This window comes from Caulobacter sp. GW821-FHT10A10, from assembly GCF_059415745.1.
In genome coordinates, this window is sequence record NZ_JBWKNV010000014.1 from 40726 (window position 1) to 60070 (window position 19345).

The following is a 19345-nucleotide window of genomic DNA, read 5'->3' on the forward strand; positions in this document are numbered from 1 at the left end:
TTCCCCCCGGACCGACACGGAGCCCCCCATGATCGACCTCGTCATCGACGCCCGCCGCCGCGACATCGGCGGTTTCGAGGTCGGGCGGGTGCTGCCCTTCGCGCGGCGGCGGATGGTCGGGCCGTTCGTGTTCCTCGACCACATGGGGCCGGCCCACTTCCAGCCGGGCTTTCCCAAGAGCGTCGACGTGCGGCCGCATCCGCACATCGGCCTGTCCACCCTGACCTACCTGTTCGACGGAGCCATCACCCACAAGGACAGCGTCGGCTCCGACATCGAGATCCTGCCCGGCGAGGTCAACTGGATGACCGCCGGCTCGGGCATCACCCACTCCGAGCGCTTCGAGACCCTGCGCCACGACGGCGGGCTGATGGACGGCATGCAGGCCTGGATCGCCCTGCCCACCGAGCTGGAGGAGATCGACCCCGGCTTCACCCACCACGCCGGCGACCTCGACCTGCCCTTCTACGAAAGCGCCGGCCTGAAGGCGCGGCTGATCGCCGGCGAGGCCTTCGGCGCCAAGTCCAAGGTGCCGGTGCACTCGCCGCTGTTCTACGTCCACTGGCAGCTGGCCGCCGGCGCCAAGGCCGCCCTGCCCGCCGAATATCCCGAACGCGCCGCCTACGTCTCCAGCGGCCGGGTGGAGGTCGCCGGGCGCGTGCTGGAAGCCGCCCAGATGGCCGTGTTCGAGCCCGGCGAGACCGTGGTCTTCGAGGCCCTGGAGCCCTCGGTCGTCATGCTGCTGGGCGGCGAGCCGATCGGCCCGCGCTTCATCGAGTGGAACTTCGTCTCGACGTCGAAGGACCGCATCGAGCAGGCCAAGGCCGACTGGCGCGCCGGCCGCATGAAGCTGCCCGACCTCGACAACGGCGAGTTCATTCCGTTGCCGGAGGATCCGACGCCCCCGGCGCCGCCGATGTCCTAGCCGCTGCGCGGCCCCCTCCGGCCCTCCGGGCCACCTCCCCCAGAGGGGGAGGATTTAAAGATGCTCCCCCTCTGGGGGAGCTGTCGCGGAGCGACTGAGGGGGAACCTCCCCCCATGGGGGAGGCGGCCGAAGGCCGGTGGGGGGCCGTTTTCAACTTTCGAGGTATCGGCAGTTCAGCAGTCACTCCCCCCACCGATCGCTTCGCGATCACCTCCCCCACAGGGGGAGGTTCCTTGAGGGCTACGCCGCCTCCTCGAACGCCGCGTAGACCAGCGTCCGCAGCTCCCGCCGGATCGGATAGACGCTCGACGGCATCAGCTGGGTCATGAACACCACCGCCAGGTCCTCCAGCGGGTCCACCCAGAAGGCGGTCGAGGCCATGCCGCCCCAATAGGCCTCGCCTTCACTGCCAATGGTGCGGGTGCGGGCCAGGTCGATGGTGACGGCGAAGCCGAGGCCAAAGCCCAGGCCCTCGAAGACGCTCTCGCTGAACAGCGACTTCGAAAGCTCCGTCAGCTCCTTCCCGCCCGGCAGGTGATTGAGCATCATCGCCTTCAGGGTCTTGGGGCTGACGATGCGGGCGCCGTCCAGCTGGCCGCCGTTCAGGATCATGCGGCAGAAGCGCATATAGTCCGACGCCGTCGAGACCAGCCCGCCGCCGCCCGACTTGAACAGCGGGTCCTTGAGGAACGGGCTGGTCGCCGGATCGTCCTGCAGCACCACCCGGCCCTTGGGGTCAAGGCTGTAGCAGGCCGCCAGCCGCCCATGATCGGCCTGCGGCGCGAAGAAGCCGGTGTCGACCATCTTCAACGGCTCGAAGATCCGGGTCTTGAAGAACACGTCCAGCGGCTGGCCGGAGATCTGCTGGACGAGATAGCCCAGCACGTCGGTGCAGACCGAATAGTTCCAGGCCTCGCCCGGGCTGAACTCCAGCGGGAGTTTCGCCAGCTCGGCGATGAAGCCGTCCAGGTCGCGCGGCCCCGGCAGGTCGTCCAGGTGCAGCTTGCGATAGGCCGCGTCGATATTGCCCCGCTGCTGGAAGCCGTAGGTGAAGCCGGCGGTGTGGCGCAGCAGGTCGATCATCCGCATCGGCTCGGCCAGAGGCTTGGTCTGGAACGCGCCCAGCGCGCCGGCGGCGAACACGCCCAGGTCCTTGAAGGCCGGGATGAAGCGGTGGACGGGGTCTTCGAGAGCGACCTTGCCCTCCTCGACCAGCATCATGAAGGCGATCGAGGTGATCGGCTTGGTCATCGAGTAGATGCGATAGAGGCTGTCGGCCTTCAGCGGCGTATTGCGCTCACGGTCGGCCAGTCCCAGCACGGCCTCGTGGGCCAGCTGGCCGCGCCGCCAGACCTGCACCTGGGCGCCGGGCAGAAGGCCGGGTCCGACGTACTTTTCCTGCAGGAAGGCGTCGATGCGTTTCAGTCGGCTCGACGACAGACCGACGGCTTCGGGCGTGCTCACTTGCGTTTTTCCCCACACTGGCGCGACCTTGCGTCACGGTCGCCTTCTTTTCGCGGATCGAATAGGCGGTACGGATAACGCAACCTTCACCTCATCCTGCGTTGATCGATTGAAGACGAGGGGAGCTTGATGGGCAAGGGGCCGGACGAAGAGACGCCCGCCACCAGCACCGACCGCGCCGCGGCCGACTGGTTTTTCCAGAACAGCCTCGACATGTTCGTGGTGGTGCAGGGCCGCGCCATCGTCCGCGTCAATCCGGCCTGGAGTCAGATCGCCGGCTGGAGCGCCGAGGAGAGTCTCGGCCGCCACATCCGCGATTTCCTACATCTGCACGACACCGAGGTGCTGGAAAGCGCCGGCCGCATCCTGCGGGCCGAGGGTCAGGTGCAGTCCGAGCACCGCCTGGCCCGCAAGGGCGGCGGCTGGCTGTGGGTGCGCTCGCGCTCGAAGATCCTGCCGAACGGGGCGCTGCTGATCGTCTTCCAGGACTTCTCCGAGGAGCGCGTGCGCCGCCTCCAGCGCCAGCAGGCCGACCGCGCCAACGAGATGCTGCGCAACGCCGCCGGCGTCTATGTCTGGCGGTTCGAGACCCGCAAGGGGATCTATTTCTTCGAGCAGGAGATCACCACCCTGGCCGCCCCGATGGGCGACGCGCGGCAGATGACCGTGCCGGAGATGCTGGCCGCCATCCATCCCGATGACCGGACGATGATGAGCCAGGCCTTCGTCCGCACCCAGGAGACCGGCGAGCACGCCCAGCTGGTCTATCGCCACGCCGACCCGACCAGCCGCAACTGGATCTGGATGCGCACCGACTGGCGCGGCGTGCGGGCCGGCGCCGGCGAGCTGTTCGACGTCATCGGCATCAGCCAGGACGTCACCGAACTGCTGGTCGCCCGCAACGCCGCCCTCGACGCCGCCGAGGCCAAGTCGCGCTTCCTGGCCAATATGAGCCACGAGATCCGCACGCCGATGAACGGGGTGCTGGGCGTGCTGCACCTGCTGGAGCACGAGCGCCTGTCCGACGATGGCCGCCGCCTGCTGGCCGAGGCCCTGGGCTGCGGCGCCATGCTGTCGGAACTGCTCAACGACATCATCGATTTCTCCAAGATCGAGGCCGGCAAGCTGGAGCTCTCCCCCGAGCCGCTCGATCCATCGGCCCTGCTGCGCAGCGTCGCCCACCTGCTGGAGCCCCAGGCCGACCAGAAGGGCCTGCGCCTGACGGTCGAGGCCCCGCCCGTCGGCGCCAGCTGGGCCCTGGCCGACCCGGTGCGCCTGCGCCAGGCGCTGTTCAACCTGATCGGCAACGCCGTGAAGTTCACCCTGGAAGGCGGCGTCACCGCGCGCCTTGCCGTCTCGCCCGATCCGGAAGGCCTGCGCCTGCGCTTCGAGGTCGAGGACACCGGCGTCGGGATCTCGCCAGAAGCGGCCGAGAACCTGTTCGAGCGCTTCAGCCAGGCCGACGGCTCGACCACCCGGCGGTTCGGCGGCGCGGGCCTTGGCCTGTCGATCACCCGCCGGCTGGCGCGGATGATGGGCGGCGACATCGGCTTTTCCAGCACCCCGGGTCAGGGCTCGACCTTCTGGCTGGAGATCCTGGCCGCCCCGGCCGAGGCGCCCGTCCGCACCCCCGCCCCCGCCGAGCCCGACGCGCCGCTGCTGGCGGGCCTGGACGTGCTGCTGGTCGAGGACAACGCGGTCAACCGGCTGATCGCCACCCGCATGCTCGAGGCCCTCGGCGCCCGCGTGGCCACCGCCGAAGACGGCGCGGCCGGCATCGCCGCCGCCCGCCTGGGCTACGACCTGATCTTCATGGACATCCAGATGCCGGTGATGGACGGGGTCGAGGCCACGCGCGCCATCCGCAAGCTGCCCGGCCGGGCCGGCGCCGCGCCGATCCTGGCCATGACCGCCAACGCCATGGCCCACCAGCAGGCCGCCTATGTCGAGGCCGGCATGAACGGCGCGGTGGCCAAGCCGCTGTCGCCGGCCGCTCTGGTCCGCGCGGTCGCCGAGGCCCTGCCTGCTCGCGCCTTGGAGACCTCCTGAACGAAGGCCTTTCTGCCGCCTCGTTCCGGGCCTAGATTGGACCGGAGAGTCCAACGCCTGCACGAGGCGTTGCAGGGGGCCTGACAATGGACGACGGCCACACCGTCACCGCCGCGACGGCGCGCTACGCACAGAAGAAGGAAGCCATACTGGCGGCCGCGACGGCGGTGCTGAACCGCCAGGGCGTCAAGGGCATGACCCTGGCCGACGTCGCCGCCAAGGTCGGGCTGATCACCACCAGCGTCACCTACTACTACCGCAAGAAGGACGACCTGGCCGCCGCCTGCTTCATCCGCGGGCTGGAGCGGCTGGACGCGATGATCGACGAGGCCGCGGCGCAACCCGACGCCGCCGCCCGCATCCGCAAGTTCCTGACCCTCTATCTCGACCTGTCGCGCCAGGTCCGCGCCGGCGAGGCCCCGCCCCTGGCCAGCTTCACCGAGATCCGCGCCCTCAAGGAGCCGATGCGCGCCTCGGTCCAGGCCGCCTTCGCCGACATCTTCCGCCGGGTGCGCGGCTTCTTCGACGGCGAGGCCTTCGCCCATCTCGACAAGGCCGAGCGCAACGCCCGCGCCCACCTCCTGCTGGAACAGGTCTTCTGGACCGGCGCCTGGCTGCGCCGCTTTGACCTCGACGACTACGAGCGGGTGCGCGAGCGGATGTTCGACATCCTGGTGGGCGGCATCGCCGCGGCCGGCCGCGACTGGGCGCCGCCCGCCCTGCCCGACCCGACCCCGGCCTCCGACGAGGGCCAGGAATGGCGCGAGACCTTCCTCGTGGCCGCCACCCGCCTGATCAACCAGCGCGGCTATCGCGGGGCCTCGGTCGAGGACATCTCAGCGGCGCTGAACGTCACCAAGGGCTCGTTCTACCACCACCACGAGGACAAGGACGCCCTGGTGGTCGAGTGCTTCAAGCGCACCTTCGCGGTCACCCGCCGCGCCCAGCTCGCGGCGCTCGATCAGCCGGGAGACGGCTGGACGGCGGTGTCGGCGGCGACGGCGGCCCTGGTCGAATACCAGCTGTCCGACCACGGCCCGCTGCTGCGCGCCTCGTCCATGGGCGCCCTGCCGATCGAGATCCGCCACGAGATGAGCGACGGCTACGCCCGCGGCTCCAACCGCTTCGCCGGCATGATCGCCGACGGGATCGCCGACGGCTCGGTCCGCGCGGTCGACCCGCTGGTCGCCGCCCACATGATCAACTCGATGCTCAACGCGGCGGCGTCGCTGCAGGCCTGGGCGCCGGGTGTCACGCGGGAGGACGCCGCGAGGCTCTTCGCCCGTCCGCTGCTGATGGGGCTGATGGCGCGGTAGGCGAGGGCGCCGTTTTCGCCGCTTCCTGGCGATTTGCCCTGTACGCGGCGATCGCCGCGCGCCAAGCCGGAAGCGTTCATTTCGGGGAAGCGTCCATGCCCAAGTCCACGATCCGCGCCCTTCTGCTGGCGAGCGCGGCCCTGCTCGCCGCGCCGGGCCTCGCCAGCGCCGCCGACAAGGCCGTCCAGGCCGGCAAGCTGTTCGATGGCGCCAAGCTGCGCGGCCCCAGCACCGTCGTGATCCTCGACGACCGCGTGATCGCCGTCGAGGACGGCTGGACCGCCCCGGCGGGCGCGCAGATCGTCGACCTGAAGACCCAGACCGTCCTGCCCGGCCTGATCGATGCCCACGTCCACATCGGCGCGGCCCTGCCCAGCAAGACCAACGCCGTCGAGTACGGCGTCACCCACTCCGACATCGACCGCGCCTTCGACGGCGCGCTCTACGCCCGCCAGATGCTGCTGCAGGGCTTCACCGCCGCCCGCGACCTCGGCGGCGGCCCGGAGACGGCGGCCGTGCGCGACGCCATCGACGGCGGCAAGATCGCCGGCCCGCGCCTGTGGATCGCCCTGGAGCCGCTGGGCCCCACCGCCGGCCACGGCGACATGCGCAGCGGCGTCGACCCGGCCCTCTCCAATCCCGGCTGGGACAACGGGATCGTCAATTCGCCGCTGGAGGCCCGGCTGAAGGTTCGCGAGCACAAGCGCCGCGGCGCCACGGTCATCAAGCTGATGCCGTCGGGCGGCATCGCCTCGATCGGCGACGACCCGCGCCACCAGACCATGGCGCAGGACGAGATCGAGGAAGCCGTCCGCACCGCCCATGGCCTCGGCCTCAAGGTCGCCGCCCACATCTATCCCGCCCCCGCCATCGAGACGGCGGTCAAGGCCGGGATCGACTCCGTCGAGCACGGCTCGTTCGCCACGCCCGAGGCGCTGAAGCTGATGAAGGAGCGCGGCGTCTATCTGGTGCCGACCCTCAGCGTCTACGACGTCTTCTACGAGACGGCGTCCAAGCACCCCGAACTGCTGCCGCCCGGCACGGCCGAAAAGGAGCTGGCCAACGACCTGATCCCCAAGCGGAACTTCCCCAACGCCGTGAAGGCTGGGGTCAAGATCGCCTACGGCACCGACCTGGGCGAAGGCGACCACACGCTGGAGTTCGATCTGCTGGTCCAGGGCGGCCTCACCCCCACCCAGGCCCTGACCGCCGCCACCGGCGCCGCCGGCGACCTGATCGGCGATCCGGCCGTGGGACGGGTTGCGCCGGGCAGCTGGGCCGACCTTGTGGCGGTGACCGGTGATCCGACGGCCGACATCAGCCTGATGCGCAAGGTCGCGTTCGTGATGAAGGGCGGGATTGTCTACAAGGAAGGCGGGGTGGAAGTGCTGCCGCACTGACCGCTCCGCCAGACCCCTCTCTCTTTGAGAGAGGGAGGGGCCCGCCGCGTAGCGGTGGGAGGGTGAGAGGTTTCACCGCCCACAAGCAAACCCACGGGGGGAACCGCAACCCAACCGCCGCGCCTCATTCGGAGAGAGTGTAACCTCTCACCCTCCCACGCCTTGCGGCGTGGGCCCCTCCCTCTCTCCCAGAGAGAGGGATTTCCCAGCCACGTACGCATCCACCTGCGCCAGCCGCCGCGCCTTCTCGGCTTCGTCGAGGAACGAGCCGGTGAAGCTGTTCCTGGCCAGCATCACCAGGTCCTCGCGCGTCAGGTCCACGGCCTTGGCCGTCTGCAGATAGTTGTCCAGCAGGTAGCCGCCGAAATAGGCCGGGTCGTCGGAGTTCACCGTCGCCTTCAGCCCCAGGTCCAGCATCTTCCGCATCGGGTGCGCCGTCAGGTCCGGCACCACGCAGAGCTTCAGGTTCGACAGCGGGCAGACCGTCAGGGTCGTCCCGTCCGCAACCAGACGCGCCGTCAGGGCCTCGTCCTCCAGGGCGCGGTTGCCGTGGTCGATGCGGTCGACGCCCACCAGGTCGATGGCTTCCCAGACATATTCCGGCGGCCCCTCCTCGCCCGCGTGGGCGACGATCTTGAGACCCAGCTCTCGGGCGGCCTTGAACACCCGGGCGAACTTGGCCGGCGGATGGCCGACCTCTGAGGAGTCGAGCCCCACGCCTGCGATCTTGGCCAGATGCGGCTTGGCCTGGTCCAGCGTCTCGAAGGCGCTGTCTTCCGACAGGTGGCGCAGGAAGCAGAGGATCAGCTTCGAGGTCACGCCCCAGCGGCTTTCGGCTTCCGCCATGCCGTCCAGCAGGCCGTCGATCACCGTCTCGAAGGCGATCCCGCGCTCGGTGTGGGTCTGCGGATCGAAGAAGATCTCGGCGTGCACCCCGCCGTCGGCCGCCAGGCGCTCGAAATAGGCCAGCGCCAGGTCCTTGAAGTCGGCCCGCGTGATCAGCACGCCCGCGCCCTGGTAATAGATGTCCAGGAAGTCCTGCAGGTTCGAGAAGGCGTAGGCCGCGCGGATCTCCTCCACCGACTTGTACGGTAGGCTGATCCCATTGCGTTCGGCCAGGGCGAACATCAGTTCCGGTTCGAGGCTGCCCTCGATGTGCATGTGCAGTTCGGCCTTGGGCAGGCCGCGAGCGAAGGCTTCGAGCGTGGTGTCGGTCATGGGAATTCCATCGGCTCGCGGCGTGGCGGGGTCAAGCCCGCACATCAAGCCCACACAAGGCGGCGCGGGAGCGTGGGGCCCCCGCGCCGAGGTGCGCTTCACCTCTTAGTTTCGACGCGTCGTATGCACCGCGTCGCGCTCGCGCCTGAAACGGTCTTGGAATGTCCCGCACGCCTGCAAGCGGCGGCGGCCGGCCGGTCCTGGTGCGAACTCCCTCCCCAGTTTGGCCGATTATTCTTGGGAGACCGTGGGCTTTACGCGCCGACGCGATGTCACGTCGGCCCGCGCCGGCAGGCGCCATCTCGACCGAAACTGAACCCTTCGAATGTCCAGTACGACGCCCACGACGTCAACCTGCGGCGCCCGAAAAAGCGGCGCCGTCCGCGCCCCTCTGGACTCTCGCGCGGCGTCGTGCAGGCTAGGATCAAACAAGCGTTCAAACGAACCAGAAGGGTGGAACCGCATGGCCGCGATCAACGCCGTCACCGATCTGACCGTCGAAGGCGACATCGGCGTCGTCACGCTGAACTCGCCTCCCGTCAACGCCCTGTCGGCCCAGGTCCGCGAAGGGCTGAAGAACGCCTTCGAGGCGGCGATCGACGATCCGGCCGTCCAGGCCATCGTGCTGATCTGCGAGGGCAAGACCTTCATCGCCGGCGCCGACATCAGCGAGTTCGGCAAGGCCATGACCGGCCCGTCCCTGCAGGACGTGCAGAACACGATCGAGAACTCGCCCAAGCCGGTGATCGCCGCGATCCACGGCACGGTGCTGGGCGGTGGGCTGGAGGTGGCGCTGGTCGCCCACTACCGCGTCGCCGTGCCGTCCGCGAAGGCGGGCCTGCCGGAAGTGAACATCGGCCTGCTGCCCGGCGCCGGCGGCACCCAGCGCCTGCCGCGCATCGTCGGCGTCGAGAAGGCGCTGGAGATGGTCACCACCGGCCAGCACGTGCCGGCGAAAGCAGCTCTTGCGATGGGCCTGTTCGACAGCCTCGTCGAGGAAGGCGCCCTGCGCGACGGGGCGATCGCCTTCGCCCGCGTGGTGCTGGCCGAAGACCGTCCGCTGGCCAAGGTTCGCGACCTCAACGACAAGGTCGAGGCCGCCCGTGGCAAGCCCGAGATCTTCGCCGAATTCCGCAAGGCCAACGCCAAGAAGTTCCGCGGCTTCCTCGCGCCCGAGAACAACATCAAGTGCATCGAGGCGGCGGTGAACCTGCCCTTCGACGAGGGCCTGAAGGAAGAGCGGCGCCTCTTCATGGAGCTGATGACCGGTAGCCAGTCGGCCGCCCAGCGCTACGTGTTCTTCGCCGAGCGCCAGGCCGCCAAGATCCCCGACGTGCCGGATGACACCCCCACGATCCCGGTCAAGAAGGTCGGCGTCATCGGCGCCGGCACCATGGGGGGCGGCATCTCGATGAACTTCCTCAACGCCGGCATCCCGGTGACGATCATCGAGGCCAAGCAGGAGAACCTCGACCGCGGCGTCGCCACCATCCGCAAGAACTACGAGAACACCGCCAAGAAGGGCCGCCTGACCCAGGACGACGTCGAAAAGCGCATGGGGCTGCTGACCCCCTCCATGCACCTGGAGGACCTCGCCGACTGCGACCTGATCATCGAGGCCGTGTTCGAGTTGATGGAGATCAAGAAGGAGGTCTTCACCAAGCTCGACAAGATCGCCAAGCCCGGCGCGATCCTGGCCAGCAACACCTCCTATCTCGACGTCGACGCCATCGCCGCCGTCACCAGCCGGCCGGAAAGCGTGATCGGCCTGCACTTCTTCTCGCCGGCCAACGTCATGCGCCTGCTGGAGATCGTCCGCGGCGAAAAGACCGACAAGTCGGTGATCGCCACCTCGATGCAGATCGGCAAGAAGATCGGCAAGGTCGCGGTGCTGGTCGGCAACTGCTTCGGCTTCGTCGGCAACCGCATGCTGGCCCAGCGCCAGCGCGAGGCCCAGAAGCTGATCCTCGAAGGCGCCATGCCCTGGGACGTCGACCGCGTGCTCTACGACTTCGGCCTGCCCATGGGTCCGTTCGCCATGAGCGACCTGGCCGGCCTCGACATCGGCTGGGATCCCGCCAAGACCAGTTCCTCGACCGTGCGCGAAGTGCTGTGCGAGATGGACCGTCGCGGCCAGAAGAACGGCAAGGGCTTCTACGACTATGACGAAAACCGTGTCGCCAAACCCTCGGCCGAGGTCGAGAAGGTGATCCTCGACTTCGCCGAGAAGCGCCAGATCCAGCGCCGGCAGATCAGCGACGAGGAGATCCTCGAGCGCTGCCTCTACCCGATGGTCAACGAGGGCGCGAAGATCCTCGAGGAAGGCAAGGCCATCCGCGCCTCCGACATCGATATCGTCTGGATCAACGGCTACGGCTGGCCCGTCTATCGCGGCGGCCCGATGTTCTGGGGCGAACTGGTCGGCCTCGACAAGGTCCTGGCCAAGATGAAGGAGTTCCAGGCCAAGCACGGCGACGACTTCAAGCCCTCGGCCCTGCTGGAGCGGCTGGCGGCCGAAGGCAAGGGCTTCAAGGACGCGTAGCTGTCTAAGTCCGATCCTAAATTTGCCCGTCATCCCGGCCGAAGCGCAGCGAAGAGCCGGGACCCAGGGGCCGTGCGCACCGCCCCTGGGTCCCGGATAGCCTCTGCGAGGCTTCCGGGATGACGAGAGTTTTTGCGTAGGAACAGCCCATGCCCACCATCCCCTCCATGATCGCCGCCGACTACGGCGTGATGGGCGACATCCTCCGCGAGCGGGCGGCCGAGACCCCCGGCCACCCCGCCGTGATCATGGAGACCGGCGAGACCATCACCTACGCCGCCTTCGACGCCGTGGCCGACCGCGTCGCCGCCGCCCTGCAGCGCGACGGCGTCCGGCCGGGCGAGGCCGTGGCTGTCTGCGCCCTGTCGTCCATTCCCTATGCGGCGGTGTTCCTGGGCGGCCTGCGGGCCGGGGTCGCGGTCGCGCCGCTGGCGCCGTCGTCCACGCCCGACGCCATCGCCGGCATGGTCGCCGACAGCGGCGCGAAACTGTTCTTCGTCGATGCGGGCGTGGCCGAAGCGCAAAGGCCCGCGCCCATCGCCACCCGCACCATCGCCCCGGACGGCTCGCCCGCCGGTGAGGCCTTCGAGGCCTGGCTTGCTCCGGAAGGTGCGGCCCCCGCGCCGGTCGAGATCGGCCCCGAGCATCCGTTCAACATCATCTATTCCAGCGGCACCACCGGCGCGCCCAAGGGCATCGTCCAGTCGCACGGCATGCGCTGGAAGCACGTCTTCCGCGGCGACGCCGTCGGCTATGGGGCGGACGCGGTGACCCTGCTGTCCACCCCGCTCTATTCCAACACTACCCTGGTCTGCTTCTTCCCCACCCTGGCCGGCGGCGGGACCGTCGTGCTGATGAAGAAGTTCGACGCCGGCCGCTTCCTGGAACTGGCCCAGCAGCATCGCATGACCCATGCCATGCTGGTGCCGGTGCAGTACCGCCGCCTGCTGGCCCATCCGGGCTTCGACGGCTTCGACCTGTCGACTACCCGGCTGAAGTTCTGCACCAGCGCTCCGTTCGCCCCCGAACTGAAGGCCGAGGTGCTGCGCCGCTGGCCCGGCGGCCTCGTCGAATATTTCGGCATGACCGAGGGCGGCGGCACCTGCATCCTCATGGCCCACGAGCATCCGGACAAGCTGCACACCGTGGGCCGCCCCGCCCCGGGCCACGACATCCGCCTGATCGACGAGGATGGCGTGCAGGTCGGTCCCGGCGTGGTCGGCGAGATCGTCGGCCGCTCGGCCGGCATGATGAACGGCTATCACGGCCAGCCCGGCAAGACGGCCGAGGCGACCTGGACCTCGCCCGAAGGCCTCGCCTTCATCCGCACCGGCGACGTCGGCCGCTTCGACGACGAGGGCTTCCTCACCCTGATGGATCGCAAGAAGGACATGATCATCAGCGGCGGCTTCAACATCTATCCCAGCGATCTGGAGGCGGTGATCGCCGCCCACCCTGACGTGCTGGAGGCCGCCGTGGTCGGCGTGCCGTCCGACGCCTGGGGCGAGACCCCGGTCGCCTTCGTCGCCCTGCGGCCCGGCGCCGCGGCCTCGGCCGAAACCGTCCGCGCCTTCGCCAACGAGCGCCTGGGCAAGACCCAGCGCCTGGCCGACCTCGTCCTCGTCGACGCCCTGCCCCGCAGCCATATCGGCAAGGTGCTGAAGCGCGAGCTACGGGACGGGTGGAACTCCAAGACCCCTCTCTCATAGAGAGAGGGAGGGACCCATGGCGAAGCCATGGGAGGGTGAGAGATTACACTCTCACAGGCTGGGGCTCGGTAGTTCAGCCAGCGGCCCCTCGCCGGCGGCCGTCATTGGCAACAAGCCAGCGATCGAAATCGATCGGAACGCGGTTAGGGGGCTCGCCAAAGGTGAAACCTCTCACCCTCCCACCGCTTCGCGGCGGGCCCCTCCCTCTCTCAAAGAGAGAGAGGGATCATGGCGCTCTACCCGCAAAATCCGTGGAAAACTCCGACCTCCACCGCGACGGCGCGCCGCATCGGGCGGCCCCGAGTCACTCGATACCTTCAGTTAACCATGATGGCGTCGTAGGGGCGCCTTTGTTGCGGAAGCGTCGATCGCATGTCCTCTCTCACAGCCGCCGTTCTGGCGTCGCAGCCGAAGATCCAGGGCCCCGCCTCCGACGCGCCGATCGATTTCGACGCCGTCTCCCGCGCCCTGGCTCCGGCCGGCGACCTGAACGGGCGACTGGCCCAGCGCTTCTCCCGCCCCACCGCCGTGCGCGCCGCCGCCGACCGCGCCGCCGCCACCGCCGACCTGCTGGCCGCCCAGGGCGCCCGTCCCGGCGGGGTCTGCATCGTCTCGGCCCTGGCCGGCCGCGAGACCCTGGCGGGCGTCGCCGCCGCCGGCCTGACGCCGTGGCTGGTCGACGTCGATCCGTTCACCTGGATGGTCGACACCGCCCACCTGCGCGAGCGTCTGACCGAGGCCCCCTGCCCGCTCGAGGCCATCGTCACCACCTGCGCCTTCGGCCGCGCGCCCGACCTCGCCGCCCTGGCCGCCTTCCAGGCCGAGACCGGCTTGCCGATCGTGGTCGACGCCACCTTCGGCTACGACGTGATCATGGACGCCCCCGTCCCGGTGGTCGTCGGCCTGCCCGGCGGCCGGGGCGTGTTCGTCGCCGCCGAGGACGCCGCGCTGATCGCTCGCCTGTCGGCGCCCGCCTTCGAGGGCGAGGCCGGCCTCGACGGCTGGACCCTCAAGCGCCAGCAACTGGCCACCAACGCCCAGCGCCTGCGCATGCTGCTGCTCGGTTCGCCGATCCAGTTCCAGCCCGGCTGGGGCCTGTCGTGGGTGTCCAGCGCCTGCGTGGTCAGCGTCGCCGAAGGCTGCGCTCCGGCCGTCGCCGCCCTGCTGGCCGTCGAGGGCCGCTTCGTCACCTGCGTGGGCGTGCGCGACCCCGAGGCCGCCGCCGACGCCGTTCCCGTCGTCGACCACCTGGCCGGCAAGATGCTCGGCCTGCCCTTCGCCGCCAACCTCGACATCGCCGACCTCGACGACCTGGCCGAGGCGGTTCGGAGGGCGGTGGCGCAGGTCTGAGCCACCGAAAGACTTCCACTTTCGTTCGCTCATCAAATCTCGTCATCCCGGGCGAAAGTCCGCGAAGCGGACTGTAGACCCGGGACCCAGGGGCAACCGCAATGCGTCGGCCCCTGGGTCCCGGCTCTCCACTGCGCTGCGGCCGGGATGACGAAGAATTTTGCGCCCGAACAACAGAAAGGCCGAAGCCTGCCTGGCGCGCGGCGCGGGGGGCGGCCAAGCGGGCTCCGGCCCAGGGAGATCGACGGAGGAAGTCGACCGCCAGTTCCCCGAGGCGGGGATCTCAAAATTTCTTGCGCAGGCTCAGCTTGTAGGTCCGGCCCAGCGGGTCGCCGGTAAACGGGTCGTAGCCGAGATCGAGCCGGGCGTAGGACGGGTCCTTGTCGAACAGGTTGGTGATCGCGATGCTCGCCGTCGCATCCCTCGGCAGGATCACGCGATAGGCCAGGTCAGTCAGCACCTGGGCGTCGATGGTCTTGCCGTTGGCCACCGTCACCGCCGCCCCGGTCGTGTCCTTGTAGGCCCCGGTGGCGAACGGCGCGGTGCGCTGGTCGGTGTACTTGCCGATGTAGTGCACGGTAAGGCGCAGGTTGTGCGGCCCCCGGCTCCACTCGGCGAAGATGTCGCCCTTCCATTCCGGGATCGGCACGACGGTGGTCTGGTAGTTCAAGAGGCCCACCGCGTCGAAAGCCTTCTCGACCACCACGCCCTCGACGCTGGTCGCGCCCACCTCGTACTTCTGGATCCAGGTCGCGCTGCCGCCGACGGCCAGTTCGCCGCCCAGCACGCCCTCGAAGGCGTAGTCGGCCGAGAAGTCGAGGCCCGAATTCTCGATCGGGGCGCCATTGATGTAGAAGGTCTTCAGCCGCGCGATGCTGGTGGTCGGCGTGCCGCACGCGCCGTTGAAGGTGAAGCGCGCCTGTAAGGCGGCATAGGCGCTGTTCCCACAGTTGTTGGTCCCCGCCGCGCCATTCGGATAGAGCGCGCTGGTGATGCCGGCCACCGGCTCGGCCACGATCGGGTTTTTGAAGTCGAACCGGAAGTAGTCGATGCTGGCCTTGAAGGCGCCGGCCTTGAACAGCAGGCCGAAGTTGTAAGTGTTGGCCTTCTCCGGCTTCAGGTCCGGATTGCCGAAGATGTCGACCGCCCGGAAGACGCCCAGGATCCCCTGCAGCGAGGTCACCGAGGTCGTGGTGGTCAGCGGGTCCGGCGGCCCGCGGAAGGTCGAGCCGGCCGAAGCCCGCACCGCCATCCACGGCGTCGCCTGCCAACGGATCGAGGCCTTGGGGTTGAAGGTCGAGCCCACCGCCCCGCCATAATCCTCGTACCGCGCCGCCAGCTGGGCCTGCACGGTTTCAGTGATCGGCAGGCTGAGCTCGCCGAAGGTCGCCACGACGTCGCTCTGATTGTCGGCCGGGGTGTTGACGCCCAGGAACATGAACGGCCCGTTCCGCGCCGAGCCCGTGCAGTTGGTCACCCCGTAGTCCGGCGTGTTGACGCACGGATTGATCAGGGCGTTGGAGATGTCGTTGAAGGTCGAGGTGAAATAGGTCCGGCGATACTGCACCCCGGCCGCCCAGGCGATGTCGCCGCCCGGCAGGGTGATGGCCGTCTTGCCGTTCAGCACCGCCTCGGCCACGAACAAGCGCGAGGTCTGCTTGGTCGACAGCTTCTTGAAGAACCAGTCGGTCAGTTCCTTGCTGTTGGCCAGGCTGGAGACGTAGCCGGCATTGGCGACGCCGGTGATGGCGTTGCTCGGGATCGCGCTGGCGAAGGGGTTGTAATACAGGCACCCGCCGACGCCCGGCGTGCCCTGGATCCCCGCCGTGTTCGGGTCGGTGTCGCAGTTGGGTCCGCCCAGCCCTCGCAGCGCCAGGGCGAAGCGGTTGACCAGGGTGTCGTAGCCGGTGCGGATGCCCACCTCCTGGGAATAGGTCAGCGCCGCCTCCCAGCCGATCCCGTTGGAGAACTCGCCCTTCAGGTCGGTCGAAACGCGATAGGCGTCGAACGAGCGCGAGCCGATCGACGGGCCGTAGCCGAACTTGGGATTGCCGCCGATGCCGTAGGGCCGGTTGGCGGCGTTGATGGCCCCGAAGGCGAAAACGCTGCTGGGCACCGTGGTCTGGGCGCCGGTCCCCAGCCCCGTCAGGGTCACGGTCGGATTGGCGGCGATGAAGGCGGCTAGGCCCGGATTGGTCGCCGGCACGTAGTAGCGGCCGATCAGGCTGGTCGAGGCCGCCACCTCGGCGGTCGGCACGGCCAGGGCGGCGTAGGACGGCGAGGTGTTCCAGTCGGGCACGTCGGTGTGCGACCACAGGGCCTCGACGTGCAGCTTGGTGGTGTCGGAAAGCCGCGCGTTGATCTCGCCATAGACCTGCACGGCGTTGGACTTTTCCACCAGGTTGTCGAACGGCGTGTAGTGCCAGTAGCAGACCGGCGTCAGGCCGCTGAAGCCGGGATAGCCGCCCAGGCCGGCGCAGGCCGGATCGCGCATGCCGTTGGTCGGGCTGGCGGCCGGGATGAAGGTCGAGGGATTGCCCGCCGCCGACCAGCCGGCCTCGGGATTGTCGAGATAGCCGCGATTGGCCCAGTCGCGCTCGGCGACGCTGAGCTTGGAGCGATGCTGCCAGCCAGCGCTCAGCAGCATGTCGCCGTGGTCCCACTTCTTGCCGTAGGTCAGGCTGAGGCCGTAGTCGCCGTCCGAGCCGTCGATGGCGCGGTAGTCGGCCGCCATCTCCAGCCCGTCGACGTTCTTCTTGGTGATGAAGTTGACCACCCCCGCGATGGCGTCGGAGCCATAGGTCGCCGCCGCCCCGTCCTTCAGCACCTCCACCCGGCCGATGGCGGCGGCGGGGATGATGTTGGTGTCGACGATGCCCGCCCCGGCCGCGGCCAGCGGATTGATCGCCAGGCGCCGGCCGTTCAGCAGCACCAAGGTGCGCTGCGAGCCCAGCCCCCGCAGGTTCACCGAGCCCGAGCCTTCCGAGCCCTGGGCGCGGCTGTCGAACTGGTTGGTGTCGCCCAGCACCCCGTTCGACACCGACAGGGCCTTGATCATCTCGACGGTCGAGGGCGAGCCGCGCTTCTGCAGCTCTTCGGCCCCGATCACGTCCACCGGCAGGGCCGCATCCTCGGGCGTGCCGCGGATGAACGAGCCGGTGACCACCACCTCCTCGACCTGCGTCGCCTCCTGTCCCCACGCCGCGCCCGCCGTCGCGGCGAGCGCCATCGCCAGCGCGCCGGCCGAGCCCGCGCGCAGATAGGTCTTCCTGGTCATCTTCCCTCTCCCGGTCTGTCTCTTCTTTTTCGGAGCGCTTGGGCGAGGACGGATCTCTCTCTAGGGGTCGACGGTATCCTCCGCGCGCGAACGCCTCGGACGGCCGCCCGCCGTCGCGAAATCGCGCGTTTCGAAATTGGAAGATGCGAACTTAGACGCCGACACCTTGGGATCCCCCTCTCGCCGGATACTTTGTACGCAAAGCTTTCTTGGCCGCTCGACCGCAGGACGAGCGGGCTCGACATTGAGAGTCGAACGACTGTTTCGATGATTGAGTATGTTTTCCCAAGCGTCAACCGCCGTAATTTTCCGGCAAGCCGAGGCGCGTGGAATTCCCGGTATCGGCGGCCATCGCTCGCCAGCCCCATCGCGCCGCGCAGGCGCCGACCAGGGGCGACGTCATCTACGTAGTGACCGCAATCGGGGACAATTCCCGTCGCACAGCGGCGAGACGGGCTTTTTTCCTGTGAGTTGTCGCCCTAATTGAGCGAACGACGGTCCTGTCTATCCGTTATGGGTCGGTCGTCCGACAGTGTGGGGTGAAATCTCGATGAGTTCCGACGCGATCGCGGATCGCCGGCCCGCGCCTGCGCGCCTCGCCGTCCTGATGGGCGCGAGTCTCGCGGCCATGGCTCTGGCCGGCTGCAACACCACCGCCCCGCGCACGCCCGACACCCGCCTGCCCGCGGCCTTCGAGGCCCCGGCCGGCGCGCCCCTGCCCGCCGCCGCCCTCGACCAGTGGTGGACCCAGTTCGGCGATCCCCAGCTCGACGCCCTGATCGCCACGGCGCTGGAGCGCAGCCCCGACGCCCGCAGCGCCGCCGCCGTGCTGGAAGAGGCCCGCGCCGTCCGCAAGAGCAACATCCGCCAGCTTTACATCCCGTCGGGCCAGGTGAAGGGCGCGGCCAGCCGCAAGCACACCGAGATCCTCGACCAGAGCGGCGGGACCAGCTTCACCCTCGGCGGCGACACCGACAGCTACAGCGCCAATTTCGACGTCTCCTGGGAGCTCGATTACCTGGGCCGTCGCAAGGCCGGCCTGCAGGTGGTCAACAACGACCTGGCCGCCGCTCGCTTCGCCTATGAGGGCGCCCGCGCGGCCCTGGCCGCCAACGTCGCCCAGTCCTATTTCGAGGCCAAGGGCCTGGCCGTGCAGCTGGCCGACGCTCGCGAAAGCGCCCGCATCAGCCAGTCTCTGGGCGAGCTGGCGACCAGGAAGGCCAAGCTTGGCCTCTCGGCCGGATCGGAAGCCGACAGCGCCGCCGCCACCCTGGCTCAATCCGAAGCCCAGGCCGCAGACTACGAAGCCCAGCTCCAGGCCGCCCGCCGCAGCCTGCTGATCCTGGTCGGGCGCGGGATCGACCCGCTGGCCAGCCTGAACGTCGAGGCCGCCCTAGACGCCCCGCCGGCGGTTCCGGCCACGGTGCCGGGCGCCCTGCTGGAGCGCCGTCCGGACGTACGCGAGGCCCAGGCGCGCCTGGCCTCCGCCGCTGGCAACCTCAAGGTCAACCAGCTGGCCCTGTTCCCGACCTTCACCCTGACCCCGGGCCTGGGCTGGGCCAAGAGCGTCTCGCCGGCCTTCGACTTCACCGGCAGCGGCGCCAGCGGCGGCACCACCTCGACCACCACCGGCTCCTGGACCCTCGGCGGCGGTCTCACCATCCCGCTGCTCAACATCCCCCAACTGCTGGCCAACATCGACGCCCAGGACGCCCGCACCGAGCAGGCCGCCGTCGCCTACGAGAAGGCCGTGCAGACGGCCTATGGCGAGGCCGAAAACGCCATCACCCAACTGGCCGCCGACAACCGCCGCGTCGCCCTGCTGAAGGCCGGCGAGGCCCGCGCCGCCAGCGCCTACGCCGCCAGCCGCAAGGGCTATGGCCTGGGGCTCGTCGACCAGACGACCAACCTGCAGAACGAACAGACCTGGCGCAGCGCCCGCAGCGCCCTGACCGGCGCCCAGACCCAGGCCCTGCAACGCGCCGTCCAGACCTACAAGGCGCTCGGCGGCGGCTGGTCGCCGAACGCCCCCGCCCCGCTTCCGCCCCGCGCGTCCGCCGACGCCGCCGCTTCCGAACGCGCTCCGCGATGAGA

The 19345-nt window shown here is 69.2% G+C and carries 10 protein-coding genes and 1 pseudogene; 8 read left to right on the forward strand and 3 right to left on the reverse strand.

The annotated features are described in order from the left end of the window. Positions 1-28: 28 nt before the first annotated feature. Entirely contained in the window at positions 29-925 is an 897-nt protein-coding gene (locus tag AC07NS_RS25765; protein ID WP_494607991.1) for a pirin family protein, read from the forward strand. A 241-nt stretch (positions 926-1166) separates the two neighbouring features. On the opposite strand, the gene AC07NS_RS25770 is transcribed toward AC07NS_RS25765, so the two are convergent. Then, complete coding sequence (locus tag AC07NS_RS25770; protein ID WP_494607993.1) at positions 1167-2390, reverse strand: serine hydrolase domain-containing protein; 1224 nt, start codon at positions 2388-2390, stop codon at positions 1167-1169. A 129-nt stretch (positions 2391-2519) separates the two neighbouring features. Here AC07NS_RS25770 and AC07NS_RS25775 point away from each other — a divergent pair, with 129 nt between their 5' ends. The 3 genes from AC07NS_RS25775 (at position 2520) to AC07NS_RS25785 (ending at position 7155) form a co-directional block, all read left to right on the forward strand. Next, positions 2520-4439, forward strand: coding sequence for an ATP-binding protein (locus tag AC07NS_RS25775; RefSeq protein ID WP_494607995.1), 1920 nt, complete (start codon positions 2520-2522; stop codon positions 4437-4439). Between the two features lie 86 nt (positions 4440-4525). After that, on the forward strand, positions 4526-5755 hold the full coding sequence (locus AC07NS_RS25780; RefSeq protein WP_494607997.1) for a TetR/AcrR family transcriptional regulator: 1230 nt from the start codon (positions 4526-4528) through the stop codon (positions 5753-5755). Between the two features lie 95 nt (positions 5756-5850). After that, positions 5851-7155 (forward strand): metal-dependent hydrolase family protein, encoded by a 1305-nt coding sequence (locus tag AC07NS_RS25785; RefSeq protein ID WP_494607999.1) that lies wholly within the window; start codon positions 5851-5853, stop codon positions 7153-7155. A gap of 147 nt (positions 7156-7302) precedes the next feature. On the opposite strand, the gene AC07NS_RS25790 is transcribed toward AC07NS_RS25785, so the two are convergent. After that, positions 7303-8373, reverse strand: a complete 1071-nt coding sequence (locus AC07NS_RS25790) for an adenosine deaminase (RefSeq protein WP_494608000.1) — start codon at positions 8371-8373, stop codon at positions 7303-7305. Between the two features lie 463 nt (positions 8374-8836). Between AC07NS_RS25790 and AC07NS_RS25795 the strand changes: the two genes are divergently transcribed. From AC07NS_RS25795 to AC07NS_RS25805, 3 genes are all read left to right on the forward strand, one after another. Further along, a complete protein-coding gene (locus AC07NS_RS25795) occupies positions 8837-10915 on the forward strand; it encodes a 3-hydroxyacyl-CoA dehydrogenase NAD-binding domain-containing protein (protein ID WP_494608002.1) in 2079 nt (692 codons plus the stop codon). A gap of 149 nt (positions 10916-11064) precedes the next feature. After that, the gene (locus AC07NS_RS25800; protein ID WP_494608004.1) at positions 11065-12624 is read left to right on the forward strand and encodes a class I adenylate-forming enzyme family protein; all 1560 of its coding nucleotides are present in this window, start codon (positions 11065-11067) and stop codon (positions 12622-12624) included. Positions 12625-12996: 372 nt separating this feature from the next. Continuing rightward, a complete protein-coding gene (locus AC07NS_RS25805) occupies positions 12997-13974 on the forward strand; it encodes a DegT/DnrJ/EryC1/StrS family aminotransferase (RefSeq protein WP_494608006.1) in 978 nt (325 codons plus the stop codon). A 283-nt stretch (positions 13975-14257) separates the two neighbouring features. Here the strand turns inward: AC07NS_RS25805 and AC07NS_RS25810 are convergent. Next, positions 14258-17496: pseudogene (locus AC07NS_RS25810) on the reverse strand (TonB-dependent receptor). A gap of 305 nt (positions 17497-17801) precedes the next feature. On the opposite strand from AC07NS_RS25810, the gene AC07NS_RS25815 reads away from it, so the two are divergent. After that, positions 17802-19343, forward strand: a complete 1542-nt coding sequence (locus tag AC07NS_RS25815; RefSeq protein ID WP_494608008.1) for an efflux transporter outer membrane subunit — start codon at positions 17802-17804, stop codon at positions 19341-19343. Positions 19344-19345: the final 2 nt, after the last annotated feature.